The organism is Arthrobacter psychrochitiniphilus, assembly GCF_003185915.1.
Classification (GTDB): Bacteria; Actinomycetota; Actinomycetes; order Actinomycetales; family Micrococcaceae; genus Specibacter; species Specibacter psychrochitiniphilus.
This window is the reverse complement of sequence record NZ_QHLZ01000001.1, coordinates 121,330-147,393: the sequence shown is the minus strand read 5'-3', so window position 1 is coordinate 147,393 and position 26,064 is coordinate 121,330. Positions and strand designations below refer to the sequence as shown.

General features: G+C 58.7%; 25 protein-coding genes and 1 tRNA gene. 15 read left to right on the top strand and 11 right to left on the bottom strand.

The genetic code is table 11. The features are described 5' to 3' along the window. Positions 1 to 16: 16 nt before the first annotated feature. The 3 genes from CVS29_RS00735 to CVS29_RS00725 form a co-directional block, all read right to left on the bottom strand. Entirely contained in the window at positions 17 to 1,750 is a 1,734-nt protein-coding gene (locus CVS29_RS00735; RefSeq protein WP_110104425.1) for a thiamine pyrophosphate-dependent enzyme, read from the bottom strand. Next, entirely contained in the window at positions 1,747 to 3,360 is a 1,614-nt protein-coding gene (locus tag CVS29_RS00730; protein WP_110104424.1) for an FMN-binding glutamate synthase family protein, read from the bottom strand. The genes CVS29_RS00735 and CVS29_RS00730 overlap by 4 nt, the downstream gene beginning before the upstream one ends. 164 nt (positions 3,361 to 3,524) lie before the next feature. Next, positions 3,525 to 4,745 carry a multidrug effflux MFS transporter gene (locus tag CVS29_RS00725; RefSeq protein WP_110104423.1) on the bottom strand — a complete coding sequence of 407 codons (1,221 nt, stop codon included), beginning with the start codon at positions 4,743 to 4,745 and terminating at the stop codon, positions 3,525 to 3,527. A gap of 317 nt (positions 4,746 to 5,062) precedes the next feature. Here CVS29_RS00725 and CVS29_RS00720 point away from each other — a divergent pair, with 317 nt between their 5' ends. From CVS29_RS00720 to CVS29_RS00695, 6 genes are all read left to right on the top strand, one after another. Then, positions 5,063 to 5,902: a phage holin family protein gene (locus CVS29_RS00720; protein ID WP_245931991.1), complete on the top strand. Its 840-nt coding sequence runs from the start codon at positions 5,063 to 5,065 to the stop codon at positions 5,900 to 5,902. A gap of 90 nt (positions 5,903 to 5,992) precedes the next feature. Then, a complete protein-coding gene (locus tag CVS29_RS00715; protein ID WP_245931990.1) occupies positions 5,993 to 6,628 on the top strand; it encodes a CDP-alcohol phosphatidyltransferase family protein in 636 nt (211 codons plus the stop codon). After that, positions 6,625 to 7,512: a DMT family transporter gene (locus tag CVS29_RS00710; RefSeq protein ID WP_110104420.1), complete on the top strand. Its 888-nt coding sequence runs from the start codon at positions 6,625 to 6,627 to the stop codon at positions 7,510 to 7,512. Before CVS29_RS00715 ends, CVS29_RS00710 begins: the two co-directional genes overlap by 4 nt. A 58-nt stretch (positions 7,513 to 7,570) precedes the next feature. Then, entirely contained in the window at positions 7,571 to 8,776 is a 1,206-nt protein-coding gene (locus CVS29_RS00705) for a glycosyltransferase (protein ID WP_110104419.1), read from the top strand. A gap of 70 nt (positions 8,777 to 8,846) precedes the next feature. After that, positions 8,847 to 8,920: transfer RNA gene (locus CVS29_RS00700), tRNA-Ile, on the top strand. Positions 8,921 to 9,082: 162 nt separating this feature from the next. After that, complete coding sequence (locus tag CVS29_RS00695) at positions 9,083 to 10,297, top strand: acyl-CoA dehydrogenase family protein (RefSeq protein WP_110104899.1); 1,215 nt, start codon at positions 9,083 to 9,085, stop codon at positions 10,295 to 10,297. 31 nt (positions 10,298 to 10,328) lie between these two features. On the opposite strand, the gene CVS29_RS00690 is transcribed toward CVS29_RS00695, so the two are convergent. After that, a complete protein-coding gene (locus CVS29_RS00690; RefSeq protein WP_110104418.1) occupies positions 10,329 to 10,940 on the bottom strand; it encodes a M23 family metallopeptidase in 612 nt (203 codons plus the stop codon). A gap of 349 nt (positions 10,941 to 11,289) precedes the next feature. Between CVS29_RS00690 and rpsB the strand changes: the two genes are divergently transcribed. The 6 genes from rpsB to CVS29_RS00660 all read left to right on the top strand — a co-directional run bounded on the left by rpsB (position 11,290) and on the right by CVS29_RS00660 (position 16,875). Then, complete coding sequence (gene rpsB, locus CVS29_RS00685; protein WP_110104417.1) at positions 11,290 to 12,177, top strand: 30S ribosomal protein S2; 888 nt, start codon at positions 11,290 to 11,292, stop codon at positions 12,175 to 12,177. A 156-nt stretch (positions 12,178 to 12,333) separates the two neighbouring features. After that, positions 12,334 to 13,161: a translation elongation factor Ts gene (tsf, locus tag CVS29_RS00680; RefSeq protein WP_110104416.1), complete on the top strand. Its 828-nt coding sequence runs from the start codon at positions 12,334 to 12,336 to the stop codon at positions 13,159 to 13,161. Positions 13,162 to 13,409: 248 nt separating this feature from the next. Then, positions 13,410 to 14,171 carry a UMP kinase gene (gene pyrH / locus CVS29_RS00675; RefSeq protein ID WP_110104898.1) on the top strand — a complete coding sequence of 254 codons (762 nt, stop codon included), beginning with the start codon at positions 13,410 to 13,412 and terminating at the stop codon, positions 14,169 to 14,171. 121 nt (positions 14,172 to 14,292) lie between these two features. After that, complete coding sequence (gene frr, locus CVS29_RS00670; RefSeq protein ID WP_110104415.1) at positions 14,293 to 14,850, top strand: ribosome recycling factor; 558 nt, start codon at positions 14,293 to 14,295, stop codon at positions 14,848 to 14,850. Positions 14,851 to 15,320: 470 nt separating this feature from the next. Beyond that, positions 15,321 to 16,211, top strand: coding sequence for a phosphatidate cytidylyltransferase (locus CVS29_RS00665; RefSeq protein WP_110104897.1), 891 nt, complete (start codon positions 15,321 to 15,323; stop codon positions 16,209 to 16,211). 64 nt (positions 16,212 to 16,275) lie between these two features. After that, entirely contained in the window at positions 16,276 to 16,875 is a 600-nt protein-coding gene (locus CVS29_RS00660; RefSeq protein ID WP_373366676.1) for a DivIVA domain-containing protein, read from the top strand. Between the two features lie 62 nt (positions 16,876 to 16,937). Here CVS29_RS00660 and CVS29_RS00655 read toward each other — a convergent pair whose 3' ends face one another. The 3 genes from CVS29_RS00655 to CVS29_RS00645 are packed head-to-tail and all read right to left on the bottom strand — an operon-like array spanning position 16,938 to position 19,548. Further along, positions 16,938 to 18,437 (bottom strand): sodium/solute symporter, encoded by a 1,500-nt coding sequence (locus tag CVS29_RS00655; RefSeq protein WP_110104413.1) that lies wholly within the window; start codon positions 18,435 to 18,437, stop codon positions 16,938 to 16,940. Continuing rightward, complete coding sequence (locus CVS29_RS00650) at positions 18,434 to 18,781, bottom strand: DUF485 domain-containing protein (RefSeq protein ID WP_179442384.1); 348 nt, start codon at positions 18,779 to 18,781, stop codon at positions 18,434 to 18,436. The genes CVS29_RS00655 and CVS29_RS00650 overlap by 4 nt, the downstream gene beginning before the upstream one ends. Positions 18,782 to 18,822: 41 nt before the next feature. Next, complete coding sequence (locus tag CVS29_RS00645) at positions 18,823 to 19,548, bottom strand: LytR/AlgR family response regulator transcription factor (RefSeq protein WP_110104411.1); 726 nt, start codon at positions 19,546 to 19,548, stop codon at positions 18,823 to 18,825. A 137-nt stretch (positions 19,549 to 19,685) separates the two neighbouring features. Here CVS29_RS00645 and CVS29_RS00640 point away from each other — a divergent pair, with 137 nt between their 5' ends. Continuing rightward, positions 19,686 to 20,324, top strand: a complete 639-nt coding sequence (locus CVS29_RS00640) for a maleylpyruvate isomerase family mycothiol-dependent enzyme (protein WP_179442386.1) — start codon at positions 19,686 to 19,688, stop codon at positions 20,322 to 20,324. 47 nt (positions 20,325 to 20,371) lie between these two features. Here the strand turns inward: CVS29_RS00640 and CVS29_RS00635 are convergent, their stop codons facing one another. After that, positions 20,372 to 21,589 (bottom strand): sensor histidine kinase, encoded by a 1,218-nt coding sequence (locus tag CVS29_RS00635; protein ID WP_373366715.1) that lies wholly within the window; start codon positions 21,587 to 21,589, stop codon positions 20,372 to 20,374. A 184-nt stretch (positions 21,590 to 21,773) separates the two neighbouring features. On the opposite strand from CVS29_RS00635, the gene CVS29_RS00630 reads away from it, so the two are divergent. Then, positions 21,774 to 22,142 carry a DUF485 domain-containing protein gene (locus CVS29_RS00630; protein WP_110104409.1) on the top strand — a complete coding sequence of 123 codons (369 nt, stop codon included), beginning with the start codon at positions 21,774 to 21,776 and terminating at the stop codon, positions 22,140 to 22,142. Between the two features lie 39 nt (positions 22,143 to 22,181). Continuing rightward, positions 22,182 to 23,798: a solute symporter family protein gene (locus tag CVS29_RS00625; RefSeq protein ID WP_373366716.1), complete on the top strand. Its 1,617-nt coding sequence runs from the start codon at positions 22,182 to 22,184 to the stop codon at positions 23,796 to 23,798. 487 nt (positions 23,799 to 24,285) lie between these two features. On the opposite strand, the gene CVS29_RS00620 is transcribed toward CVS29_RS00625, so the two are convergent. The 3 genes from CVS29_RS00620 to CVS29_RS00610 all read right to left on the bottom strand — a co-directional run bounded on the left by CVS29_RS00620 (position 24,286) and on the right by CVS29_RS00610 (position 26,036). Further along, positions 24,286 to 25,035 carry a hypothetical protein gene (locus tag CVS29_RS00620; RefSeq protein WP_110104408.1) on the bottom strand — a complete coding sequence of 250 codons (750 nt, stop codon included), beginning with the start codon at positions 25,033 to 25,035 and terminating at the stop codon, positions 24,286 to 24,288. 2 nt (positions 25,036 to 25,037) lie between these two features. Further along, the gene (locus CVS29_RS00615) at positions 25,038 to 25,442 is read right to left on the bottom strand and encodes a DUF4383 domain-containing protein (RefSeq protein WP_110104407.1); all 405 of its coding nucleotides are present in this window, start codon (positions 25,440 to 25,442) and stop codon (positions 25,038 to 25,040) included. 123 nt (positions 25,443 to 25,565) lie between these two features. Then, entirely contained in the window at positions 25,566 to 26,036 is a 471-nt protein-coding gene (locus CVS29_RS00610) for an Lrp/AsnC family transcriptional regulator (RefSeq protein WP_110104894.1), read from the bottom strand. Between the last annotated feature and the right edge of the window lie 28 nt (positions 26,037 to 26,064).

Genomic DNA, 26,064 nt, shown 5'->3' with positions numbered 1-26,064 from the left:
CCCTAATAATAGTGCGCTAACTTTCTGAATCGCCAACGCTCCTCATGCCTTCCTTGAGTTTTGCAATGGCGAATCCCCAGGCCTGCCCTGCCGTGGTTTGCGGGGGTACGGAGATCTCTTGCGGGTTGGTGAGAACATCGAGCAAAACCGGGCCGTCATGGCGCATGGCTTCCTGCACAGCTGCATCGAGATCGTTGGCATCCTCGACCCGAATCCCATGCAGCCCACACGAACGCGCCACCAGAGCCAAATCCGGGTTCGCCAAAATGGTGCCAAATTCCGGTAAACCGCCCTGTTCCTGTTCAAGCTTGACCATGCCCAGACGGCCATTGTTGAACACCACCAACTTCACGGGAAGGTTATAGGCCACTGCCGTGAGGAGATCGCCCAGCAACATGGTCAATCCGCCGTCACCGCAAAAGGCAATCACCTCCCGGGACCTATCCACAGCGGACGCACCCAGTGCCTGGGGCATGGCATTAGCCATTGATCCTAGATTGAAGGAGCCTAGAAGCCGCCTGGTTCCGCGCATGGTGACGAAGCGGGCCAGCCACACGGTGGACATTCCCGTGTCAGAGGTAAAGATGGCATCCGAGGCTGCGTGCCTATCCACCGCCGCGGCCACTGCCTCGGGGCGAATCAGGGCGCCGGGATTATCGAGCACCGTCCTGGCCCTGCCCACAAGCGTGGAATCATAGTCCGGTTCTGCCAGCTTGGCCTGGCGCTGCGTCCACGCCTGATACTTTTCTCTTGCGTCCGCCAAATGCGTTTGGCTTTTCTTTTCCACCAGTGCAGGAAGCAAGGCAGCCAGTGTGAGTTGGCTATCACCGACAACTCCCAAGCCCACATTGGTCCGGCGGCCAATGACAGCGCCGTTGCTATCAATTTGGATGACAGTTTTTCCCTCGGGATAGGAATCACGGTAGGGAAAGTCAGTGCCAATCATCAAGAGCGCCTCGCAGCTTCCAAAGGCGTGCTGTGCAGCGGGGTTTCCTATCAGTCCGGACTGGCCCACCTGGTATGGATTATTGGCTTCCAGCCCTTCCTTGGCCTTGAGTGTCAGGACCATGGGCGCAGCCAGTTTGCGCGCCACCTCCAGTACCGCTTCCCTGGCGCCGCGCGCACCCATGCCAACGAGGAGCGTGACTTTTGCCGCCTCGTTGAGGAGCTGTGCGGCATCGCGAATAACTCCGGGATCCGGCGCGGCGGGCTGAGCGACGTCGACAAAGTGAGGCTGGGCGTCATTAGGACTGGCGGCGCTGCCAATGTCTCCAGGGATGGTTAGCACGGCCACCCCGCGAAGGGTCATGGCGGCGTTGATGGCTTGTTCTAACAGGTATGGCATCTGGGACGGGTGCGTCACTGTTTGGGTGTAGAGCGCCACATCAGCGAAAAGCCTGTCATTGTTTATTTCCTGGAAAAAGTCACTGCCAATTTCTTCACTGGGAACCTGCCCACAGATAGCCAGTAGGGCAGTGGAGGACTTCTTGGCATCATAGAGTCCGTTGAGGAGATGGATGGATCCCGGGCCCACCGTTCCCATGCAGACGCCCAAGGTGCCTGTCAGCTGGGATTGGGCTCCGGCGGCGAAAGCTGCCACCTCTTCATGCCGGACACCAATCCATTCCAGCCCGTCTTCGCGGCGAATTGCGTCAGTCAGGGGATTGAGGGCATCACCGACCACACCCCATACTGTTTTCACCCCTAGGCCCACGAGTGCTTCAATGATGGTTTCTGCCACGGTGCTCACTGCGATGTCCTCCCGCTGAGACCGCCATGAGCGGCAAACGAATCCGGGTCCGCTGCGGACCAATCTTCAGCCCAGTCCGCGGGCGCTTGTGCCAACAGCTCGCCGGGGGCCAGCCAGTTGTATAGTTCGGCATAGGATTTGGTGTTCATGTGTCCGATCCGGCGCCGGATCATCAACGGGTTCAGCCCCGCAGGGCCTTCACTGCCCATTGAGGCCATCATTCGGAGCGCTTCGCTGACGGTTGCTTCCTGGAAACGCTGCACCCGTACGCTCTTGCTTTCAACGTCAAGGGCACGTGCCCGGCGCGGGTCCTGGGTGGTCACGCCCACCGGACAATGGTTGGTGTGGCAGCGCTGGGATTGGATACAGCCGGTGGCCATCATCATGGCCCGGGCTGCGTTGGTGTAATCGGCGCCCTGTATTAGACGCTTGACAATGTCAGTGCCGGTGGCCACCTTGCCTGCAGCGCCAATCCGTATCTGGTCTCGAAGACCAACGCCAACAAGTGCGTTGTGCAGGAGCATCAAGCCCTCCGTCAAGGGTGTGCCCATATGGTCCTCATATTCCATGGGGGCAGCACCCGTGCCGCCTTCGGAACCGTCCACAATAATGAAATCCGGAGCCACGCCCTCGGACACTATGGCCTTGCAGATGGCGAGGACGTCAGTGCGTGAACCAATACACAGTTTGAACCCCACAGGTTTGCCGTTGGCCAGTTCACGCATGGTGGCCATGAAGTGGATGAGTTCACGTGGAGTGGAGAAAACTTTGTGCGCTGCGGGGCTGACACACTTCACACCCTGGGGCACATTGCGGGCCTTGGCGATTTCCGCACTCACCTTCCCCGCCGGGAGAACTCCACCTATGCCGGGTTTGGCGCCTTGGCTGAGTTTGAGGGAAAGGCACTTGACTGAAGCGTGAGCAGCCTTGTCCGCAAACATGTCCGGATCAAAATCGCCCTCTTTGGTGCGTGCCCCAAAATATCCACTGCCTAGTTCCCACACCAAGTCCCCGCCATGGCGTAAATGATATTCGGTCAGGCCGCCTTCCCCTGTGTCATGGGCGAATCCGCCCATCGCGGCGCCCTTGTTCAACGCCAATATTGCGTTGGCGGAGAGGGCTCCGAAACTCATGGCGGAAACATTCAACAGCGCCATCTCATACGGTTGTGTGCACTCCGGTCCGCCGATGCGAACTGTGGGCGCGTGCTCCGGGGGCTCCAGAGGGGCCGTTGAGTGGACAAGGTACTCGTAGCCAACCTCGTTGACGTCCCGTTCAGTACCGAAGGCCTGTTCTTGATTAGTTCCTTTGGCGCGTTCGTAGATCAAGGACCGGGTATCCCTGTCAAAGGGCCGCCCGTCATAGTTCCGCTCGATGAAGTACTGCTGAAGCTCCGGGCGGATGTACTCTAGCGCGAAACGAAGATGCCCGATAACCGGGTAATTACGCAGAATCGAGTGCTTCTTCTGTGTGGCATCGAAGACGGCCAGAATGAAGAGCGCGGCAAAGATCACTACAGCCACCCACCAACCCGGACCGAAAAATACCACCAGAAGCGCGGAAACTGCTGTCACGAGGAGCAATATGGAAACCATAAGTATCCTGAGCATGACCCCAGCATAAACCCGGGTGCGTGCCGTGTGTCATGTTTTTCAGATCAAACTAGCTGATCACTGCAGCTCGTGCTGAAGCGCGCAGGGGAGCAACCCAGGGGAGCAACTCGGTGTCATGCATAGCAAAGGCACACCTGACACAACCGGCGCCAAGAACAGGTTTAGATGGCTGGCACCAACCGTGGCCGCACAATGAACCAGAGGGCTGCCATTGCCAGCAGAATGCAGCAGCCCATGATGATGGCCATGGGAGTGGCTGTGGCCACGCCAACAAAACCCACGACGGGGGTGATGATGCCGGCGAAGCCAAAAGTTGCAGCCCCCAGTAGCGAGGCAGCAGTACCCGCCTGCTTTCCATGACGGGCCAAGCCAAGGACCTGAACCGAGGGGAACATGAATCCGGTGGCACAGATAAAGAACCACAGTGGAATCATGACACCCCACAAACCCAAGCCCAGCTGATCGCAGATAATCATGGCAGCCGCGGCGCTCACTTGGCCTACCGTGGCCCACGCTATAACCCATTGCGGACCGGTATGGCGCATGATCCTCGAAGCGGTCTGTACCCCTGCCACAATTCCCACGGAATTCACGGCGAACAAGTACCCGTATTGCTGTGGTGTGAAGCCGTAGGTGTTTTGGAAAAGAAACGTTGATGCGGACAAATAAGTAAAGAGGGCAGCAAAGTTCAAGCCGCCCACAAATAGCGTGCCGACAAAGAATCTGTCGCTGAAGAGTGCTTTGTAGCGCTCGGCGACGCTTGCGCCGTCGGACTTCCGTTTTTCAGGCGGCAGAGTCTCAACGATGAAAACAGTGGCGGCCACAACCACCAAGCTGCCGTACGCTGCGAGGAACCAGAAGATGCCTGGCCAGTCCATAATGCCCAGCAACTGGGAACCAATCACGGGAGCCAGGATGGGGGCCATGCCGTTGACCAGCGCCATCCGGGAGAGCATCCGGACCAGCTGGTAGCCGCCGAAGAGGTCACGGACCATGGCCATCGCAACAACACCACCACCGGCGGCACCAATGCCTTGCAGCACCCGGAACACCGCCAGCATGGTGATGTCTGTAGACATGGCGGCCCCCACCGAGGCCCCCACATGCAGTGCCGTGGCCAAAATCAGGGGAACGCGCCGGCCGAACTTGTCACTGAACGGGCCAACCACCAGCTGGCCGGCAGCGAAGCCGATGGTGGTGGCAGTCAGTGTTAGCTGAACCGCCGTGGCACTGACGCCGAGTTCCTGACCGATGACAGGAAAAGCTGGCAGGTACAGATCAATCGTGAATGGGCCAAGAGCTGTTAGCAGCCCCAACACGAGAACATAGATCAGCTTTTGCCGGCGAGATAGGGCATCGCCGGGGTGCACGGTGGTGGTCAAGTAAAAAATCCTCAAGAAATATGATCTGCGCGGAGGCTAGGACGTCGGAAAGACATGCCGCCATGTCCTATTTTATGTGCTGTTGTAGCGTTCCCACCACTGTCTGATGGCGGGCGCGGGTGGCACAGAATGAGCAACCGCCGCAGGAGCTTTACTATTCCGCAACACTGGCGCGGCAGGTGAGGGCCCTACACAGCGGTCAGGGATGGTAATTTTGACTTTACGGTAGTGCCACCGTGGTGGGGGCACTACAAAGATTTCGGGTTCGTGCCGGTCTCTCAGCAGAGGCGCGGGCCCTCACAATGGAGGCGGTCTCAGTGACGGATCTGCACAAGGATCTGCATATCTCGGCGGACGACAACTTAAGGGGCCACGGTTCTGCCCTGATTGAGGCGGCCAAGACAGCGTCCCGGTTGTTGCCACGGCAGATTAACGATGAAATTGCCTTGGCCAAGCTTGAACTTGAGCACAAGAAGTCCAAGGTGGGCGCACTGGCCGTAGTTGCCGCATTGGCACTTGTGTTCACGGTGCTGTTGGTCATTGCCCTGGTGGTTGCGGCCATCGCAGGTTTAGCCACGCTCATGCCTTTGTGGCTCGCTGCCTTGATTGTCTGTGCGGCCCTGCTGCTGGTCATTGGCATCAGCGCACTCATTGGTTATAAGAAGTTCAAGTCACTGCTGCCTTTGCTTCCCCGGCACGCGTGGCGTGGACTCCGCCATGACCTTGGCATCCTCAAGGAGGGCCGCGACTTTGATCCGAGCACCCTTGACCCGGTGGTTCTGACCAAGGAACAGAAAAAGGCCGCAGCCGCAGAGGCCGACGCCGCCGCAGCCAAGGCAAAGGCTGAACGCGCTGCCAAGGAAGCTGAACAAGGCCCCAAAGCCAATGAGAGCGAACTCCTTGCCCGGACCGCCGCACGGCGTGAACACTTGCTGGGGCTGCGTGAAGATCTACTCTCCGAGGCTGACGTGAAGAAACAGGCCACCTACTTGCTAGATACTGCCAAGACTCGGGCCAAGAAAACTGTTAATAAAGCAGCCTCGAACGCTATTGGCCAGAGCGTGGAAACGGTCAAGGAGCGTTGGAAGCCGCTGGCAATATTCGCCGCCTCTGCCACCACCTGTGTATTTTTGCTGCGAAAGTTGTTGAAGAAATAATTCGCGCCCAATATTTTGCGCACAAGAGGGCCAGCGGCTCCGGTGCTGCGCCGGCTGGCCGTGGTGACCTATTCGTAGGAGGTGAGTGTCTTGGCTGAACGTGCGCCAACAAACATGGACGCTTCCAACGCCATCCTCACCATTCCCAATCTGATCACGGTGGTCCGTTTCCTTGGCACGCCCCTGTTTGTGTGGCTGGTCCTAGCCCGCGAAGAGTACGGATGGGGCGTTTTCGTCCTGGCCATGATGGGCTGCACTGACTGGATTGACGGCTATGTTGCCCGCAAACTGCACCAAACCTCTCAGCTGGGCCGGATCATGGACCCTCTCGCGGACAGGGTTGCCCTGGTAGCGGTCACCATTACGCTAGTGTTGGCGGACATCTTGCCCCTGTGGCTGCTGCTGCTGTTGGTGATTCCAGACGTGGTACTGCTGGCAGTAACGCTGTACTTCTTCCGTGGAGACGCTGATCTCAAGGTCACCATGCTGGGCAAGACGCGGACCGCCGCGCTCATGGTGGGTACGCCCATGCTGCTGCTGGCCAAGGCCCTGGATTCCGAATTTACCTTTGTCTTGGCGTGGCTGATCCTTTTCGCCGGCATGGTGATGCACGTGATCGCGTTCAGCCGCTACATGGTGGCTGTTGTGAGTAAACACCGAAAACTGCATCACCCCGCAGACGCACAGGGTGATGGCAGCCATGCCTCAGGACTGGGCAGACCATGATGTGGATTGCCGTGTTGTGCGCCGTGGCGGGTGCTTTTTTCCTCGCTTTTGGAGCTCAGCGTCAAGGCAGTGCCGTGAAAAGCAACACGGGTGGACTGACACTTGGAGGCTCAGGTTTCCTGCGTCTGCTGACCAATCCGCGGTGGGTATTGGGCCTGATTCTACTAGGTATTGGCACCGCTTTGAATGTGGTGGCACTGACACTTGGAACGTTGACAGTGGTGCAACCCATCGGGGCAATAGCCCTGGTCATCACCACTATTGTGAACTCCCGTGAGGAAGGCATCCGGCTCAACCGGGCAACGGTGGTTTCCATCACCGCCTGCGTTGCCGGTAGTGCCCTGTTTGTCCTTCTGGCGGTCAACGCCGTGCGCGAGAATACGCACGTCACCGCCACAGAGGAACTGACTGTTGTGACGCTCCTCGCCGTGGTTGTCACCATCTTCGGCGGAACCTTCATCTTGTTCAAGCGGCGTCTGAAGTCATTCTTTTACATTGTCGGCTCGGGCATGCTCTTTGGTTTTGTGGCAGTTCTAACCCGCATTATTTCTAAACAGATCTTCGATCCGAACGGGCTTTTCCTACTCAACGTCCAATGGTATTCAGTGATCGCCATTGCGGTGGCAGGAGGACTGGGCAGCTGGTTCGTCCAGAGCGCCTACGCCAACGGTCCGCCAGAATTAGTGATTGCCGGGTTGACGGTCATCGACCCCATTGTGGGAATTGCCATTGGAATTACCATTTTGGGTGAGCTTCGTGACGATGTACCCGCCGTGCTGGCGATTGCCATGGCTGGAGCGGCGATACTTGCTATCGTAGGGGTTATCGCGTTGTCAAGACACCACCCGGATGTTGTGAAACGGCGTCGAGCTGCAAAGAAATAGCAACCTCAACAATGAGCCAGCCCGCGGGCCAGTCAAGAATCCACCAGGAGCTTTATCAGTGTCATCAACTTCGAGCGAAAGCGCCCAAAAGCCGCTGACCATCTTGATCGCGGCAGACACTTACCCGCCCCACATTAACGGGGCGGCACAGTTCTGTCTCCGCCTGGCGACAGGGATGACGGCGAGGGGCCACGACGTACACGTCATGGCATGCCGTGAAGATGGTGGGCCCATGTTTACGCAGAAGCGCCCAGAAGCCACGGTTCACCGGCTGCGCTCACGGCCAGTTCCCACCCACGAATACTTTCGCGTGTGCCTGCCTTGGGAGATCAAGAGGGACATTAAGGCACTTTTTGACGTGATCAAGCCCGATGTGGTGCACGTACAAAGCCATTATATGATTGGCGAGCACGTAGTCTACGAGGCTGCACGCCGGGGCATCCGCATTGTGGCTACCAACCACTTCATGCCGGAAAACCTCAACCCCTTCCTGCCGTTCCCGCAGTGGTTCAAGAACATTGTGGGCCGGGTTTCCTGGCGGGACATGGGCAAGGTCATGAGCCAGGCCGATGTTGTCACAACACCCACACCGCTGGCTGCAAAGGCCATGCATGAGCACGCGTTCCTGCGCAAGGTGCTGCCGTTGTCCAACGGTATTGAGTCGGGCAACTATGAGCTGGCCGAGGGTGAAACAGCGCCCCGCAATCCGTACCCTACCCTTGCCTTTGTAGGGCGGTTGGCCGAAGAAAAGCACATTGATGTCCTCATCGACGCGGTTGCCAAGACGCCTGCCGAGCTGGACCTGCACCTGGTTGTGGTGGGCGGAGGTGAAGTCAAGAATGCGCTCAAGGCACAGGTGGAGAAGTTGGGGCTGTCCTCGCGGGTGACGTTTACGGGCCTGATCAGTGACGAGGAATTGCGTGAGATCTACCTCAAAGCCGATCTCTTTGTCATGCCAGGGACAGCAGAATTGCAGTCGCTTGTGACACTGGAAGCCATGAGCGCCTCCACCCCTGTGATCCTGGCTAACGCCATGGCTTTGCCTCATCTGGTAGATGAAGGAGTCAACGGCTACTTGTTCATACCCAACGACAGCGACGATTTGGCGGCGAAAATCACCAAGGTCATGAGTTTGCCGCCACAAGAGCGTGCTGCCATGGGAGAAGCAAGCCATGCGATGGTGGCTCGTCACGGGCTGAGCAAAACACTGGACACCTTTGAAGATATTTATCGTGGCGGAAGCTACGAGGATCACGCAGTTTAGCCCGTGATCCTCTAAGATCGTAGGAGTGCTTTTCCGCGGAATGAATTTTTCTTGGCAAAGCACCTTACATGGGGCCATAGCTCAGCTGGTTAGAGCGCGGGACTCATAATCCTAAGGTCCTCGGTTCAAGTCCGAGTGGCCCTACATGTAACATCACAGGCCAGGACCCTTTCGGGGGTTCTGGCCTGTTTTTTGTTTAACCGGCGTGAAAACCGGGGATATTCGTGTTGCCGAGGCCACCCGAACTAAGGTAAGTTACTGACGAGTAACATGTTTGGTTTTGGCCAGACAGCCAGTTATCCAACGATGAGTACAAGCAAAGGAAATCCCGTGTCCAAGGCTGCAGTAGATATCAACAACCTCCCCTACGCCGATGGTGACTTCTATGGGTTTGAGCAAATGCTCACCGCGAAGGAACTCGCACGCCTCCATGAAATCCGGGACTTCCTGGCACGGGAAGTCAAGCCCATTGCCACAGACTGCTGGAACCGCGCCGAATTTCCCATGGAGATCATCCCGAAGCTGGCCGAGCTGGATATGATGAGCCCCGTTCATCGCCAAGGGTATTCAAACGTGTTTGCAGGCCTTGCCCATGCGGAGTTCACTCGAGCCGATGCTTCCATTGCCACTTTCATGGGAGTCCATGACGGCTTGTTCACCGGTTCCATTGAGGCGCTGGCATCACAGGAGCAAAAGGATGCCTGGCTGCCGGATATTTACTCCCTGAAGAAGATAGGCGCGTTTGGGCTCACAGAACCCCTGGGTGGCTCCGATGTTGCTGGCGGCACCCGGACCACGGCTGTGCGTGATGGTGATAACTGGATACTCAACGGCGCCAAACGCTGGATTGGCAACGCAACATTCTCCGACTGGGTGGTCATCTATGCCCGCGACGTTGCGGATAACCAGGTCAAGGCATTCCTGGTTGACACCACACTCCCCGGCTACAGCGCCAGCAAGATTGAAAACAAGACGGCCCTGCGCACCGTGCAGAACGCGGACATCGTGTTGGAAAACGTAGTGGTGCCGCATGACTATAAGCTGGCTGGCGGTAACAGTTTCCGCGACACCAACAAGGTCTTGAAGGTCACCCGCCTCGCCGTCGCCTGGCAGGCCGTGGGGCAGCAGATGGCCGCTTTTGACGTGACCCGGCGTTATGCGGTTGAGCGTGAACAATTTGGCCGGCCCATTGCCTCCTTCCAAATGGTGCAGGACCAGCTCGTGAAGATGCTTGGCAACACGGTGGCTTCCACCGGCATGATGGTCCGCCTCTCACAGCTTGAGGACTTGGGCCAGGCCAAGGATGAACAGTCAGCGCTCGCCAAGGCGTTCACCACTGCGCGCATGCGCGAAACCGTGGCCATGGGACGTAGCCTCTTTGGCGGCAACGGGATCGTTTCTGACTACGAGATCGCCAAAATCTTCGCCGACTCTGAAGCCATCTACTCCTACGAGGGCACCTACGAGATCAATACCCTTGTTACCGGGCGCGCCATTACGGGAATATCCGCCATCGTCTAACCTTCCTGTTTGACTCCATGGACGCACCGGGTCATGGCGCCAGCGGCAGCAGTACCGACGGGCGCAGGTCCAGGATGAATTGCAAGGGATTTAGATAGTCATCCCCGCGCCGCACACCCCAATGCAGGCAAGAATGAGCCGGTGAGCTCTCGCAATGCGTAGGCCCTTCCATGGTTCCCAACTGCTGCCCTCGTGCGACGGCGTCACCTACCTTTAGTGGGGACGTGACGGGTTCGAAACTCAGCCGCAAACCATCTTCTGTGGCAAGGGTGAGGACCCCTCTAGTAACCACGACGCCGGAGAAACTCACCACCCCTTCGGTGGGTGCCAGCACTTCTGCGCCCTGCTCAGCGGCCAAGTCCACGCCCCGGTGGCCGCTGAGCCACGGGTGTGACGGTGGATCAAAAATGTGAATCACCTCCGGTTTCCCCGCCAGCGGCCAACCCCAGGCGAGGGAAACAGGTAGGGGAGTGGCCGAGGTGGTGCGAGGCGGTCCGTTCCCAAGCTGTGCGCCGGCTGAAGCCCTCGCCTCGGATGAAGCCAGGGTGGATGCGGCCAGCGCGCCGGGTGCCGGTCCAGGCAATAGTGCGATGGATAGCAGCACCGCTAGAAGCAGTGAGATTCGGCGCGAAAACAAGTTCATCCTCCCAGCGTGCGCCAACAGTACTCCTTACTAAAAGGAGACAGGCGTTCAATGTGGCTGACCCGCCGAGAAGTGGGGCTGTGGGGGAGTGAAAGTGGTAAGTCACCAACGCGGCGCTGTAGTAGCATTGACAGAGCAGTGCACTGTTTGTGCACTGACTACGCGCACCCCACCCTGATGAGGTATTCAAGATTTTTCTTGAATCCTGCAAAAGGATTGTGCCCATACGGTCCACCTTGCGGTGGTTCATGGACAGCACGATGGGTGCCAGGAGCAGAGGGAAAAGTTCGGGGAACCGATGCGAAACCCAAGGCTAAATAACCGTAAATAACTAATAAGGAGCGTCGGCATGCCCGTCGTAACAATGCGCCAGCTGCTTGACAGCGGCGTCCACTTTGGACACCAGACCCGCCGTTGGAACCCGAAGATGAAGCGATTCATCCTCACGGAGCGCAACGGCATCTACATCATTGACCTGCAGCAGTCACTGTCCTTCATTGACCGCGCGTACGAGTTCACGAAGACCACCGTTGCACACGGCGGAACCGTACTCTTCGTCGGTACCAAGAAGCAGGCTCAGGAAGCCATCGCAGAGCAGGCCACCCGTGTTGGCATGCCTTACGTAAACCAGCGCTGGTTGGGCGGTATGCTCACCAACTTCCAGACGGTTTCCAAGCGTATTGCTCGCATGAAGGAACTCGAAGAGATCAACTTCGAAGACGTTGCTTCTTCGGGCCACACCAAGAAGGAGCTCTTGCTCCTCAAGCGTGAACTCACCAAGCTGCAGACCAACCTCGGTGGTATCCGCAACCTGACCAAGGCACCGTCCGTGCTCTGGGTTGTTGACACACCGAAGGAACACCTCGCCATCGACGAGGCACACAAGCTGAACATCCCGGTTGTTGCCATCTTGGACTCTAACTGCAACCCTGACGAAGTTGATTTCCCGATCCCGGGTAACGACGACGCCATCCGCTCCGTTGCGCTGTTGACCCGCGTTATCGCCGATGCTGTTGCAGAAGGCCTGATCGCCCGCAACAATAAGGCAACCGGCAACGCAGAAGCACCGGCTGAGCCCTTGGCTGAGTGGGAGCGCGAACTCCTCGAAGGCGACAAGGCTGCCGCTCCGGCCGAAGCCGTTGTTGAAGCACCGGTTGAAGCTGTTGTTGAAGCACCGGCTGAAGCCGCTGCCGAAGCCGTAGTTGAGGCACCTGCCGAAGACGCAACCGAAAAGTAAAAACTTTTCCCGGTAGCCCTGAAGGATTTACCCTCAGGGCTACCACCTAAGGCACCGGATACTGGCAGGATCGCACCGCTGACAAAGCGCAGCGGTCCTGCCAGAACTGGCCTATCACAGATTTATATACTCAAACATCTACACTGAGGGGTTCATATGGCGAACTACACCGCCGCTGATATTAAGGCTCTGCGCGAGCGCACAGGCGCTGGAATGATGGACGTCAAGAAGGCTCTCGACGAGGCAAACGGCGACGCCGATAAGGCCATGGAGCTCATCCGCATCAAGGGCCTCAAGGGCGCCACCAAGCGTGAAGGCCGCTCCACTGCTGAAGGCCTGGTTGCCGCAGCCGTTGAAAACGGTGTTGGCGTCATGGTTGAAATTAACTGCGAGACTGACTTTGTTGCCAAGGCTGCTCCCTTCATCGATTTCTCCAACAAGGTGCTGGCCACGGCCATCTCCTCCGGAGTAAGCGACGTTGAGGCCCTGCTCGCTGTTGATGTTGACGGCAAGCCCATGTCTGAGGTTGTCATCGAAACCGGCGCACTCTTGGGTGAAAAGGTTGCTATCCGCCGCCTTGCCCGCGTTGAAGGTGCAACCGTTGACGCTTACCTGCACAAGACCTCCAAGGATCTGCCTGCACAGGTGGGCGTACTGTTTGCCGTTGACGGTGACAACCAGGAAGTTGCACACGACGTAGCTGTGCACATTGCTGCCATGTCCCCGACGGTCCTGAGCCGCGACGAAATCGCTGCCGAGACCGTTGAAAGCGAACGCCGCATTGCTGCCGAAACCGCACAGGCCGAGGGTAAGCCCGAAGCTGCCATGACGAAGATCGTTGAAGGCCGGTTGACCGGCTTCTTCAAGGAAATGGTCCTCGTTGACCAGGCCTTCGCCAAGGATTCCAAGAAGAGTGTTGGCGCTGTTCTGGAAGAAGCAGGCGTCAAGGCTGTTGCCTTCGCACGCTTCCGCGTCGGAGCATAACTCCACATTTTTGTGCTGCTCATCTCCGAGCAGTCAGACGGATGTGACGAAGAAGGGGTAGCCGCAAACTGCGGTTGCCCCTTCTTTGCGTGCAACGTCGGATAAGATTTTAGACGCACCCCTGTGGGCCGGTAAAGCACCGGCTTTGGGTGCCAGCAAACAGCATCACAAACAACGGCACCCCGGCAATTGGTACCAGGCTAGCCCTGCACACGGGCAGCCACGTACCTGTACCCACGGAAGGCATCATGACCACGAATATTTCGCAGACCGAGCAGAGCAGCGCAGCACCCGCAGAAGTGCCAGCCAAACGCCGTCGTGTGTTGTTGAAACTCTCCGGCGAGGTCTTTGGCGCAGGAAAATTAGGTGTTGACCCGGACACCATCCGCGGCATAGCCCAGCAGATTGCCAGCACGGTAGACAGGGTGGAAGTGGCTATTGTTGTTGGCGGTGGCAACTTCTTCCGCGGCGCTGAGCTCTCCGCATCGGGCATGGACCGTTCGCGTGCCGACTACATGGGCATGCTCGGAACCGTCATGAACTGCCTGGCATTGCAGGACTTCCTGGAGCAGGCAGGCGTTGACACCCGCGTCCAGAGCGCCATCACCATGGGACAAGTTGCCGAAGCGTACATCCCCCGCCGTGCCATCCGACACCTTGAGAAGAGCCGCGTGGTCATTTTTGGTGCTGGCGCAGGCCTGCCGTACTTCTCCACCGACACGGTTGCCGCCCAGCGTGCCTTAGAAGTCCACGCCGACGTGGTACTCATGGCCAAGAACGGTGTTGACGGCGTCTACACCGCGGACCCCAAGAAGGACCCCACGGCAATCAAGCTGGACACGCTCAGCTACGACGAAGCCATGGCCCGCGATATTCGCGTCATGGACCAGACCGCGTTCAGCCTGTGCAGGGACAACAACGTGAGCATGCTGGTTTTCGGTATGGAAGGCGAAGGCAATGTTGCCCGGGCCATCCTTGGCGAAGAACTGGGCACCATGGTTACCCCATAAATATTGCCGGACCCGCTGGGCCGTTGGGCGCTGCTGGACCCCGGTCACGGTAGGATGGTTGAAGGATTGCCGTGGGCATGTGCCGCGGAAAAGTTGTGCACACTTATTGAGGGAGAGACGCGTGATTGAAGATACCTTGCTCGAGGCCGAGGAAAAGATGGACAAGGCCGTAGAGGTAGCCAAGGAGGATTTCTCCGCGGTTCGCACCGGCCGTGCCAACCCCGCCATGTTCCACAAAGTTATGGTGGATTACTATGGTTCACCCACACCGTTGCAGCAGTTGGCCGCATTCGCTGTTCCGGAAGCCCGTACGCTGCTCATCACACCGTTTGACAAGACCTCTATGCATGACATTGAGCGCGCTCTGAGTTCTTCCGAGGTTGGCGCCAACCCGTCAAACGACGGCAATGTTATCCGCATTATGATGCCGGAATTGACGCAGGAACGCCGCAAGGAATACGTCAAGATTGTGCGCACCAAGAGTGAAGACGCCAAGATCTCCGTGCGCAACATTCGCCGCAAGGCCAAGGAACAGCTGGATAAGCTGGTCAAGGATGGCGATGCCGGTGAGGACGAAGGAAACCGCGCGGAAAAGGAACTGGACGCGCTCACCAAGGCTCACACAGACAATATCGATGAGTTGCTCAAACGCAAGGAAGTCGAGCTTCTCGAGGTCTAATGAAGGACCCCCAGAGCACGCCGGCCGGCTCCGATTCGGAGCCGGCCGCGTCAAATCCAGAGCTCAAGTTGGCTCAACCACCAGCCGAGTATCAATTCCCCTCACGGAAAGCCCGTCGCCAAGCTGAGCTGACAGGCATGATTCCCGTTATAGTGCCCAAAAACAGTCCGGCAGCAAAAACTAATCTCACCGAGAGAGCAACCGATAGTACGGACACTGCCACTGAATCCGGGACGCAAGAGCAGGAAGAGCCGGCAACTGCCGGGGACTCCCAGGCCAGCGCCCAGACGCAGGTACAGGTAGGCGAGCCAGCCGTGACGGCGCGTGGCAACGACGACACCCTGGCCAACAATGCCGAGGCCGTGGCTCCGGAGGAGATGGAACCCTCCCTGATAGCTCCGGGACCCGTTTCGGCACTGGCGGTGACAGGTATCCCACTGATCCCCGTGCCACAGGGCCCCATTGGAGCAATGCCTGACGTTGCTACAACACCCAAAGCACAGCGCACCCCTAAAGCCGGCCGTGACTTGCCAGCAGCAATCACTGTGGGTGTCATTTTGCTGGGGTTGGTTCTGGGGTCCTTACTGTTCTACCCCGTGGGTTTCGTAGCTCTGGCCACCGTGTTCGCCTGCGTCGGAGTCTGGGAGGTGACGCGCGCCGTCACCGGTAAAGGGATTAAAGCTCCCTTGACCCCGGTAATGGTGGGTGCCCTGGCCATGCCATCGGCTGCTTACTTTGCTGGTTCCGAGGGCCTCCTTTTCGCCCTTGTTGCCAGTGCCGGTGCCACCGTTTTATGGCGCTCACTGGATTCCGAGCCGGGAGCTGTCAAGAGCATTCTGGCCGGTCTTTTCACCCTCATGTGGATACCGTTCCTGCTCAGTTTCGTCTTCTTGATGTTGCGTGCGGAAAGCGGCCCCACACTCGCATTGACACTGGATCTTGAACACGTGAACGCCGGCGTGGTGCAAGTGATCATCATGCTCCTTTTGGTTGTTGCAAACGATACGTTCGGCTACTTGGTGGGGGTGTTGTTTGGCAAACATCCCATGGCACCAAAGATCAGTCCGAAAAAGTCTTGGGAAGGTTTTGCCGGATCTCTGGGTGGAGCAACCCTTGTGGCTATTCCTGCAACAGTGTTCTTGCTCGATCAAGACTGGTGGGTTGGTTTGGCCCTGGCCGTGGGTATGGTCTTTGCAGGCACTGGCGGAGACTTCGCCGAGTCAATGGTGAAACGAGAACTCGGTGTGAAGGACATGAGTAACCTCCTTCCCGGCCACGGCGGGGTCATGGACAGGCTGGACTCCATCTTGTTTGCCGCTCCCGTTGCTTATGTGATCTTTACTGTTTTGGGCAGTTTCTAACTCTAGAAACCCGTGCTTTGCAGCGTATGTTGCACCTCTAACGAGAAATGTTCAAGGAATGACTGTGACTGTGGAAGAAACACACCGGACCAACTCCAAGTTCAAATTGGTGGGTCCCAAGGAAGTTGGATACAACGTCAAGCAAGTAGACGTGTTCTTGGAACGTGCCCGCGCCTACTTCCTCAACACTGATACGCAGGGCAAGGCAATCACCAGCTATGACGTGCGTACGGCCTCTTTTGATCCGGCCCGCGGAGGGTACAGCGCCCTGGCGGTGGATGCGGCCATGGATCGGATTGAAGACGAGTTTGTGTTGCGTGAGAAGGAACTGCTCATCGCCTCTGAGGGTGAAAAAGCGTGGATGATGAAGATCGGCAAGACGGCGTCGGTACTGCGTGGACGGCTGCACCGCCCCGACGGGGAACGCTTCCGCCGCCCGGCAAGACGCAACGCGCAAAGCTACACCATTGAAGATGTGGACGTGCTGTGCCGTGAACTTCTGGTCTACATCGAAGACAACGGCGAGCTGAGCGTAGATGTAGTCAGGCGTGCGGTGTTCGCCCCGGCAAAGGGAACCGACGGTTATGAAGAAAGCCAAGTTGACGCCTTCCTTGACCGGGTTGTTGAGCTCATGGCCTCGATTGACCCGGTGCCCGGCAAATGAAGTCCGGCCAGTAACACCCAGCAAGCAAGCACTTCCCGAAGCCCCCGCTCAACCAGCCTGAGTCAACCGGCCTGTGAGCGGGGGTTTTCTTGTGCCAGCGGCCGTTCCGGCACATGGAGCTTAGTCATGAACCGGGAGAGTGAGGCGCTGCGCCGGTGTTTTGTGGCTTTGGAGACCAAGATGGTGACCAGGAATGCTGCCGGGACAGTCCATGCGGCGGGCTGGGTCAGCACATCACGCCACGGTGAATTGTGCGCCACCCCGGAGCCAAGAAGTATTGCGGCACCGCACAGCAGCCCGCCGGTGAGCATTCCGGCCACGGCACCGGCGTCGGTAAGCCCGCGCCACCAGATACCCAACAGCAGCAGTGGGCAAATGGTGGAGGCAGTGAATGCAAACACAAGTCCCACACTTCCCGCCAACGCCAGTGAGTCTGTCATCATGGCAAAACCAAACGGGACGACGGCGGCAAGCACGGCTGCGAGTCGGAATCCCCTGACGCTTCCCCCCAGGAGATCCTGGCTAATGACGCCGGCCAGGGAGACCACTAAACCTGAGGTAGTTGATAGGAATGCGGCAAAGGCGCCAGCTACCACCAACGCGGACAGCATGTCACCGGCCACGCCTCCTACGAGTGTGCCCGGGATCAGTAGCACCGTGGCGTCAGGGGACTCCCCGGCTCCTGGCATTGGCAGAAACGCCCGTCCCAGCACCCCGTAGATAGTGGGGAAGAGATAAAAAATAGTGAGGAGTCCCAAAACGATCAAGGTGGTGCGCCGGGCAGCAGCGCCGTTGGGGTTGGTATAGAAACGGACCAGGACGTGAGGCAGTCCGAGGGTGCCAAAGAGCAAGGCGATGAGCAAGGAAAAGGTGCGGTAGCTTGAATCGCCCGTGATGGGAGCGGCTGGGGGGAACAGTTCCGTGCCGGTCTGCAGGACGGGTCCGGGGCCCTCGCCTGCCAGCATCAGGAGGATGAAGATGGCGGGAACGGCTAGGGCAGTGAGCTTAAGCCAGTATTGAAAGGCCTGCACAAAGGTTATTGAGCGCATGCCGCCCGTGACCACTGTCAGAACCACAACCACTACTACGACGCCGGCCCCAACCCATGAAGGCAGCCCCGTGGTAGTGCGTATGGTCAGCGCTGCCCCATGTAATTGCGGCACAATGTAAAACCAGCCGACTATGACCACCAGAACACTTGTGACATAGCGGGCTGTTGTGGACTCGAGTCTGGCCTCGGCGAAATCCGGAATGGTGTAAGCCCCTGAGCGGCGCAGGGGAGCGGCCACAAAGAACAACAGCATGAGGTATCCGGCGGTGTAACCGATGGGGAACCACAGGGCATCGATTCCGGAAATGACGATGAGTCCGGCGATGCCTAGAAAACTGGCGGCGGAGAGATATTCTCCGCCAATGGCGGAGGCGTTCCACCAGGGGCGCACTGTGCGGGAAGCTACGTAGAAATCACTGGTTGTCCGGGAGACTCGCAGCCCGTAAAAGCCAATAAGGGCTGTTGTGACGGAGACAAGAATCAGGGCCGTGTAGCCAATGCTCGGATTCATTTCTCCTCCACAAGGTCCCGGTACTGGGCCTCATTTTTGGTGGCCGCACGAACATAGAGCCAGGCGCAGACACCGATGATGGGGTAGGCGCCCACTCCAAGGAGAAGCCACGGTGCGGGGATACCCATAATGCGCCACTGTGAAAAGAATGGCACCCAACTCACCAGCACCCAGCAGAAAAGCAGGGACGCCATGAATCCTGCGGTCACCACTAAGGCAAGGCGCAATTGCGAACGGATCAGTGACTGCACCATGATCTCGCCCACGGCCGATTGTTCGGCAACCTCTTGTGAAACTGAGGTTGTGGCGGGAAGATGGGGGGCTTGGGTGCGCGGGGCTGACACCCGGACCCTGCCGGGCGCTGGGGGGCGGCCGGGGCCAAGGCTCACGGAGCGGGCCGCACGCGGGTGGCCTGCAAATGGTCGCGGAGGACGGGAACGTGCCTGCGACTGACAGGAAGAACTGCACTGCCCACTGACACGGTGGGTTTTGCGGTGCTGAGCCGCAAAGCAGTGACAAATTGCATGCATACCAGATAGGAGCGGTGAATACGTAAGAATCCGGCCTCGGCCCAGCGTTGTTCAAGATCTGCCAGTGGGACACGGATCAAATAGCTGGCCTCGGCTGTGTGCAGCCGGGCGTAGTCGCCCTGCGCCTGCACAAACTTGACCTCGTCCAAGCGGATGATCCGGCTGATCCCGCCTTGGTCTACTGTGATCATTTCTACTTCGTCGACGGCGGCCGGGTGTGCCACAAGTTCCACAACCCTGTCCACCGTCCGGGTCAAGCGTTCCGTGCGTAGTGGCTTAAGCAGGTAGTCAATGGCGGCGAGCTCAAAGGCTTCGAGGGCACGGTCGTCATCGGCCGTCACAAACACGACGACCGGCGGGTTGGGGCGCTGGCCAATGAGCTCGGCTAGTTCCAGCCCGGACAGCCCTGGCATGTGGATGTCCAAGAACACGGCATCCACCTCATGTGCCGCCAAGAGATCGAGGGCTTCGGCCCCGCCCATGGCTTGGTGGATGGTGCCGACACGGGGGTCCCGGCCCAACAGAAACGCCAATTCCTCGATAGCAGGCAACTCGTCGTCAGCAACAAGCACATTGATCATGGGGCTAAGCCTAACCGCCGAGGGGCCCCGCCGGAGCGAAGCGAGGGGTGGGGAGGCGGAGAGGCGCTAACCGCGGTAGGGCGCTGAGCCGTGTTGAAGTGTTGACATGTGCTGCGGGTGCTTGCTTTGATGGCGGGATGATGAAGGAAGCTGATGTGGCGTTGTGGCGTTTAGTCCATGATGAGCGCCAAGCACTGATTGCGGATCTGGAGCCATTGGCCTCCACCTCATGGCTTAGTGCCTCCACCTGCCCGGGGTGGAATGTCCATGATGTGCTGGCCCATCTCGTGGACACGGCAAAAACCACCCGTCTGAGCTTCATGCGGGACATGCTGGCTGCTCGCTTTGATTTTGACCGCGCCAATGCTGTTGGCGTAGCGAGGGAGAAGGCCCAAGACCCGCAGGAGACGCTCGCCGAGTTCCGTGCTGTGCGTTTGCGCACCTCTTCTCCACCGGCACCTTTAGCCACCCGCCTAGTGGAGGCGTTCGTGCATGGGGAGGACATCCGCGGCCCGTTGGGGATTGACCGGGACTACCCGGCTGAGCACGTTGCCACGGCCTTGGCATATCAGCTGAAGACCTCAGTGAAGATGGGCGGTGGGAAGGAACTGGCCAAGGGGTGGCACATGATGGCTACGGATACCGTGTTCAGCCATGGTGCCGGCGCCGAGGTTCGAGCTAGTGCCATGGCACTTTTGCTGGCAGTTTCCGGCCGTCCGGTGGCCGTCACCGAATTCAGCGGTGCAGGGGCGGAGACATTCGCAGCAACGCTCTAAACCCAGCGAGTTTGGTAGCGTCAAATAAACGGTGCGGAGTCGATTTTTTAGGCGTCGTGTCCGGGCTGGTTCTTGGGCACCGTCATGGTGATCAGCATCCCGTGGCCCACCCCTGTGTCAATGGTGAGGCCGTGATCGTCCCCGTAGACCTGCCGCAGCCGGGTATCGACGTTGCGCAACCCTACATGGGTGCCGTCCTGCTGGCCTGCCAACACAAGGCGCAGTTGCTCCGGATCCATCCCCACGCCGTCGTCCTCAATGGTGACTTCCGTGTAGGCGCCTAAATCACGGGCTCCGATCTGCACCAGCCCTTTGCCCACCTTGGCCTCGATACCGTGCCGGACAGCATTCTCCACGAGTGGTTGCAGGCTCAGGAAGGGAATGACGGTACTCAGGACCTCCGGGGCAATCTGCAAGCTGACCTGAAGCCTGTCCCCGAAGCGGGCGTTCTCCAGCAGCAGGTAGCGGTCAATGCAGCGCAGTTCCTCGGCAAGCGTGGTGAAATCACCGTGCCGGCGGAACGAGTAGCGAGTGAAATCGGCGAATTCCACCACCAGATCCCGGGCCCGCTGCGGATCAGTATTGATGAAGGAAGCAATGGCATTGAGCGAGTTGTAAATGAAATGCGGACTGATTTGGGCGCGCAGGGCACGCACTTCCGCCTCTGCCAGGAGCGTGCGGGAGGAAGTAAGCTCAGCCAGCTCCAACTGGGCGGACACCCACGCAGCAACCTCGTTGGTGGCCCGGACAAGCCCAGCACTGGGTGACTTGGACAAGATGATCACGGTTCCTACAGCCCGTGAATCTACTTTGAGCGGGCAGATCACGGCAGCTTTGAGTTCACCGTCCGGGGGTAGCCCCAGCGATTCGCGCAAGGTCTTATCCAGCGTGGCCACCTGGGTGCGGCCGTTGCTCAGTGCCTTTGCTGCCAAGGCCATGACCACCTCGGAGGTAGGTTCGCGCGCTGTGGTGCCTGTCCCATCCCACGCCAAGAGGCGGGCGCCGTCTGTCATGGCAAAGGCTGCACAGTTGAGCAATGCGCGCAACTGTTTGCTCGCTTTGAGGGCGCCGGCCGGTTCCAGCCCGTCACGCAGTTGTTCACCGGCGGCTGCCGCTGAGTGCAGGGCGGCGAACGTTGCATGTTCGGCGTCGGTGCCCAATTCGCGGTAAGAACGCGAGAGCCGGAACCCTACCAAAGCAACAACGGCGACGGCGGCCACCACGGCTGCAATGGCGATGACCAGCAGGAGCGTGGAGTCGCTCAGAACAGGAGAAGACATGCTCCCAAGAGTAACCGGCCCGGGCGGTGGCGTGAGGCGGGACAGCTGAAAGGAAAACTACCGTTCGGCGCACGTCTGAGACCGTTCACCGCGACAACACCCAATACACCCCAGGGCGTGAGCAAAAACACTTCATAGTGAAAGAGATCACATCACTTGAGGAGGAATCATGGGTAATTCTGCCCACGCACGTGCTGAAGGTCCAGTGGACTTTATTGCGGAACAGAACTCGGAAGAGTTCAAGAGTTTGCGCAAATCACACAGGAACTTTGTTTTCCCGGTAGCCATTGGCTTTCTGGTCTGGTACTTCGCCTACGTCCTGTTGGCCGCTTACGCCCATGACTTCATGTCCATCAAGGTGTGGGGCAACATCAATGTTGGTTTGATCTTCGGGATGCTGCAGTTCGTCAGCACCTTCGGCATCACCACGTGGTACGTCATGTACGCCAACCGCAAACTTGACCCCCAGGCAGCGGCCATTCGCCAGCGCCTGGAAAAGCAGATTGATTCAGACGCCAAGTCCAAGGAAGAGGTCTAGCCCGTGAGCCTATCCTCCGCTCTGTTAAACGTTGCACCGCTGGCGAAGTCGCTCAGTGAACAAACCAAGGAAAATTCTTGGATCAACATTTTGATCTTCATTGGCTTCGTGGCCGTCACCATGATTGTGGTGTTCCGCGCCAGCCGTAACAACAAAACCGCTGCCGACTACTACGCGGCGGGCCGCTCCTTCTCCGGCGGCCAGAACGGTACCGCGATTGCCGGTGACTATCTCTCCGCCGCATCCTTCCTGGGCATCACCGGTGCCATTGCCGTCAACGGCTACGACGGCTTCCTGTACTCCATCGGTTTCTTGGTGGCCTGGCTTGTAGCCCTGCTGCTTGTAGCGGAACTGCTGCGCAATACCGGCAAGTTCACCATGGCCGATGTCCTCTCCTTCCGGCTCAAGCAGCGCCCCATTCGCATTGCCGCCGCCACCACCACCTTGGTGGTTTGCTTCTTCTACCTGCTGGCCCAGATGGCTGGCGCCGGCGGACTAGTCTCGCTGCTGCTTGGCTTGGACAACACCAACAAGGCCGGCCAGAACATTGTGATCGCCGTGGTGGGCGTGCTCATGATCGTCTACGTATTAATCGGCGGCATGAAAGGCACCACATGGGTGCAGATCATCAAGGCGTTCCTGCTGATCATTGGCGCGGCCATCATGACCATCATCGTTTTGGCCATGCACGGTTTCAATCTCTCTACCCTCATGGACGCCGCAGTCCAGACCTCTATCAACGAAGGCGGTGTGGGCGAGGCGTTGCTGAATCCGGGCGCCCAGTACGGCAAGGCCCCGCTTGACTTTGTCTCCCTGGCCCTGGCCTTGGTCTTGGGTACCGCGGCCCTGCCCCACGTGCTCATGCGCTTCTACACAGTTCCCACCGCCAAGGAAGCCCGCAAGTCCGTGGTTTGGGCCATCTGGCTCATTGGCGCCTTCTACGTCTTCACCCTGGTTCTTGGCTACGGTGCAGGTGCACTGATCGGCAAGGAAGCCATCCTGGCGGCCCCGGGCGGCGTCAACGCGGCGGCTCCGCTGCTGGCCTTTGTGGTGGGCGGGCCCCTGCTGCTCGGCTTCATTTCCGCCGTTGCCTTCGCCACGATCCTGGCTGTTGTTGCAGGCCTGACCATCACGGCAGCCGCATCCTTTGCCCACGACATTTACTCCAACGTCATTGTCAAGGGCGAGCCCAAGCCGGAAATGGAAGTCAAGGTTGCCCGGCGCACTGTCATTGTGATTGGCCTGGTCGCCATTGGTGGCGGCATCCTGGCTAACGGGCAGAACATCGCCTTCCTGGTGGCTCTGGCCTTCGCCATTGCAGCGTCCGCAAACCTGCCCACGATTGTGTATTCGCTGTTCTGGAAGAAGTTCACCACCCAGGGTGCGCTGTGGAGCATGTACGGCGGCCTTGCGGCGGCCATCCTCTTGATCGCGTTCTCACCGGTGGTCTCCGGCAACCCGAAGGCCATGATCCCGGGCGCCGATTTCTCTTGGTTCCCGCTGGCTAACCCCGGCATTGTTTCCATCCCGCTGGCATTCTTCCTGGGCTGGTTGGGCACGGTCTTGGATAAGAACACTGAGGACCCGCGCATTCAGGCCGAGATGGAAGTGCGCTCACTGACAGGCATTGGCGCCGAAAAGGCAGCTGATCACTAGCCACCTTCTCTGAACAAGACAAACACAGCGCAGGCCCCGGGAGGTATCCCGGGGCCTGCGCTGTGTTGCGCAGTGAAAGCTTGCGCAGTGAAGGTTGCGCAGTGAAAGCTTGCGCAGTGAAGGTTTCGGGGTGAGGGTATACGCAGTGAAGGCTTGCCCGCTTGGCCGCGGTTAAAGTTCGACGACGATCTGCCGTGGATTTCGGCGGATCGCACCTTCCGTGCATGGCTACACATAACGGCTAAGTCAGCATGGCCACTCCATTGTTCGGGCGTAGCCGAGCGATTTCTTGAGCTTTGGCTTAGATGGCATCTCAAGATGGAGCCATGTAAAGGCAGCTGACACATAAAGTTAGCTGGCGCACAGGGCACAGGGCACAGGGCACAAGGCACAAGGCACAAGGCACAAGTCAGGAGCGTGGGGTCGGTTCTAGATGTTCCGAGAACCGCCTACTGTTCCGAGTACCGAGTACCGCCTACCGTGGGGCTTAGTGGTGGTGGCCCTGGTCCTTGAGCCGTTGTAGTTGGTCCGGTACCACTGATTCCTGGTGGGTGCCGCTGTGCCCGGAATGCGGTACCGCAAGCTCACCAGCGGTGGATGCGGACATACCAACCGTGGTGATTGCAGCAACCATGACCGATGCTAGAAAAAGTGTGCCAAGAACTGCTGCTGCAGAAGGGGCGGTTGCAGGCTTTGCTGAGCTTCCCTTGCGCAATGCGGCATTGTGGCGCCAACCGAGAGCAGCAATGACGCCAAGTTCCAAGGTCAGCAGCGCAGCCAGGGTCACGTCAAAGGTTCGTTCAGATTCCGGCAAGCGCCACAAGCCAGCTAGCAGCAGAACCAGATGTAGCCCCGCAGTACTCCCCAGGACTCGGACCGCTACCTCAGGGCGTTGAAGAGTTCCGCGTCGGAATGAAACAAAGCCGTAGACCAGCGCAGCCAAGCAGTAGGCGGCAGATACTATCCCTGCAGGCCACGCTAAGAAGCTCGCCATGTCAGCAAAGCCGCCACCAGCACCGCCCGCGCCAGCACCGCCAGCCGCAACGGTGGCGGGTGTCAGCAGGCTCGAGGTGGCGGCCGCCGCCAAGGCGGCTATGCCCAGCATGGCTACGGCGATGCAACTAGCGGACAGGGCGCTTACATCAGTCCGTGCCGGGGCAATTGCCTCCTGGCTGATGGCGAACCTGCGCCCGCCCATCCCGAGGGGTGGTGCGGGGCGGTGCTGGAGCGTTGCCATGATTAGGCCGTGCGGACTGCGGCAGAGCGGTCCTGAGAGAAACCGACGGCCAACAGGACCAAGGCGCTGCCCAAATGCAGGACGTTATCGGCACCGTTGAGAGCAATGATGTTCAGGGCCGTGCCCGGAAGGAACAACCCGGCAATGCCTACCAGCAAGTACACGGACCCCACCGTGGAGTTAACTGTCTTAGCGGCCGTGACCGAGGACAAACCGGCAATTAACAGCGCTGCACCGATGGCCAAGTGAATGACGTTATGCAGGGGATTGACCTCGAAGATGATCAAGTTACGGCCTTCGGTGGCGAAGAAACCAATGCCGCTAGTAACGAAGAACCCTACAATGCCAACGAGAAGGTAGACGGCGCCGAAAACTGTGGCGAGCAATCTATTGGGTGAAGTGCGCATGATGATTTGTCCTTTTCCTTACGGCGGGGCAGAGGTTGCGCACGCCGTTTCCTGAGAGGATTCTGAATGAACCCGTGACAGTCCTTCGGAGCCATCAGGGCATTAGATTGGCGGGAGCTGCAACTATTTTTTGCGGTGCCGTTCCAGCAGCGGTGACATGCGGAAGGGCACCACCTCATTCATGGCCAAGGACGTTTCGGTGCGTTCAACGCCGTCGCACCCTAAAATTTTGCCGTTGATCCGGAAAAGATCCTCAGCCCCGGTGCATACCACCCGCACCAGTAAATCTGCCCTGCCGCTGAGGCCGTGGGCCTCAATCACTTCCGGGATGCTGGCCAGGGCCGTACCCAATTGGGGCAACTTCTTTTGTTGCACATGCACAGTAATAAAGGCTGTCAACGGATACCCCAGAAGGGTAGGGCTAATGCGGTGGTCAAAGGGCAAAAAGACGTTGTTCTTCTCCAGCGCAGCCATCCTGGCCTGAACCGTGTTCCGGGAGAGGCCCAGCCGCTGTGCCATGGCCACCACCGTTTGGCGCGGATCCTTCACAAGGGCCAAAAGAATACGTGCGTCGGTTTCATCCAAAGTAGGCATAGTGCGCAGATTAGCACGGCGGATCACT

Bases quoted from the DNA above. Each gene is read 5' to 3' on its own strand.
- CVS29_RS00730 (WP_110104424.1), bottom strand. From the start codon at position 3,360: ATGCTCAGGATACTTATGGTTTCCATATTGCTCCTCGTGACAGCAGTT.
- rpsB (WP_110104417.1), top strand. From the start codon at position 11,290: ATGCCCGTCGTAACAATGCGCCAGCTGCTTGACAGCGGCGTCCACTTT.
- CVS29_RS00620 (WP_110104408.1), bottom strand. From the start codon at position 25,035: ATGGCAACGCTCCAGCACCGCCCCGCACCACCCCTCGGGATGGGCGGG.
- CVS29_RS00655 (WP_110104413.1), bottom strand. From the start codon at position 18,437: ATGAATCCGAGCATTGGCTACACGGCCCTGATTCTTGTCTCCGTCACA.
- CVS29_RS00610 (WP_110104894.1), bottom strand. From the start codon at position 26,036: ATGCCTACTTTGGATGAAACCGACGCACGTATTCTTTTGGCCCTTGTG.
- CVS29_RS00665 (WP_110104897.1), top strand. From the start codon at position 15,321: ATGCCTGACGTTGCTACAACACCCAAAGCACAGCGCACCCCTAAAGCC.
- pyrH (WP_110104898.1), top strand. From the start codon at position 13,410: ATGACCACGAATATTTCGCAGACCGAGCAGAGCAGCGCAGCACCCGCA.
- CVS29_RS00615 (WP_110104407.1), bottom strand. From the start codon at position 25,442: ATGCGCACTTCACCCAATAGATTGCTCGCCACAGTTTTCGGCGCCGTC.
- CVS29_RS00690 (WP_110104418.1), bottom strand. From the start codon at position 10,940: ATGAACTTGTTTTCGCGCCGAATCTCACTGCTTCTAGCGGTGCTGCTA.
- CVS29_RS00630 (WP_110104409.1), top strand. From the start codon at position 21,774: ATGGGTAATTCTGCCCACGCACGTGCTGAAGGTCCAGTGGACTTTATT.
- tsf (WP_110104416.1), top strand. From the start codon at position 12,334: ATGGCGAACTACACCGCCGCTGATATTAAGGCTCTGCGCGAGCGCACA.
- CVS29_RS00640 (WP_179442386.1), top strand. From the start codon at position 19,686: ATGATGAAGGAAGCTGATGTGGCGTTGTGGCGTTTAGTCCATGATGAG.
- CVS29_RS00710 (WP_110104420.1), top strand. From the start codon at position 6,625: ATGATGTGGATTGCCGTGTTGTGCGCCGTGGCGGGTGCTTTTTTCCTC.
- CVS29_RS00645 (WP_110104411.1), bottom strand. From the start codon at position 19,548: ATGATCAATGTGCTTGTTGCTGACGACGAGTTGCCTGCTATCGAGGAA.
- CVS29_RS00695 (WP_110104899.1), top strand. From the start codon at position 9,083: ATGAGTACAAGCAAAGGAAATCCCGTGTCCAAGGCTGCAGTAGATATC.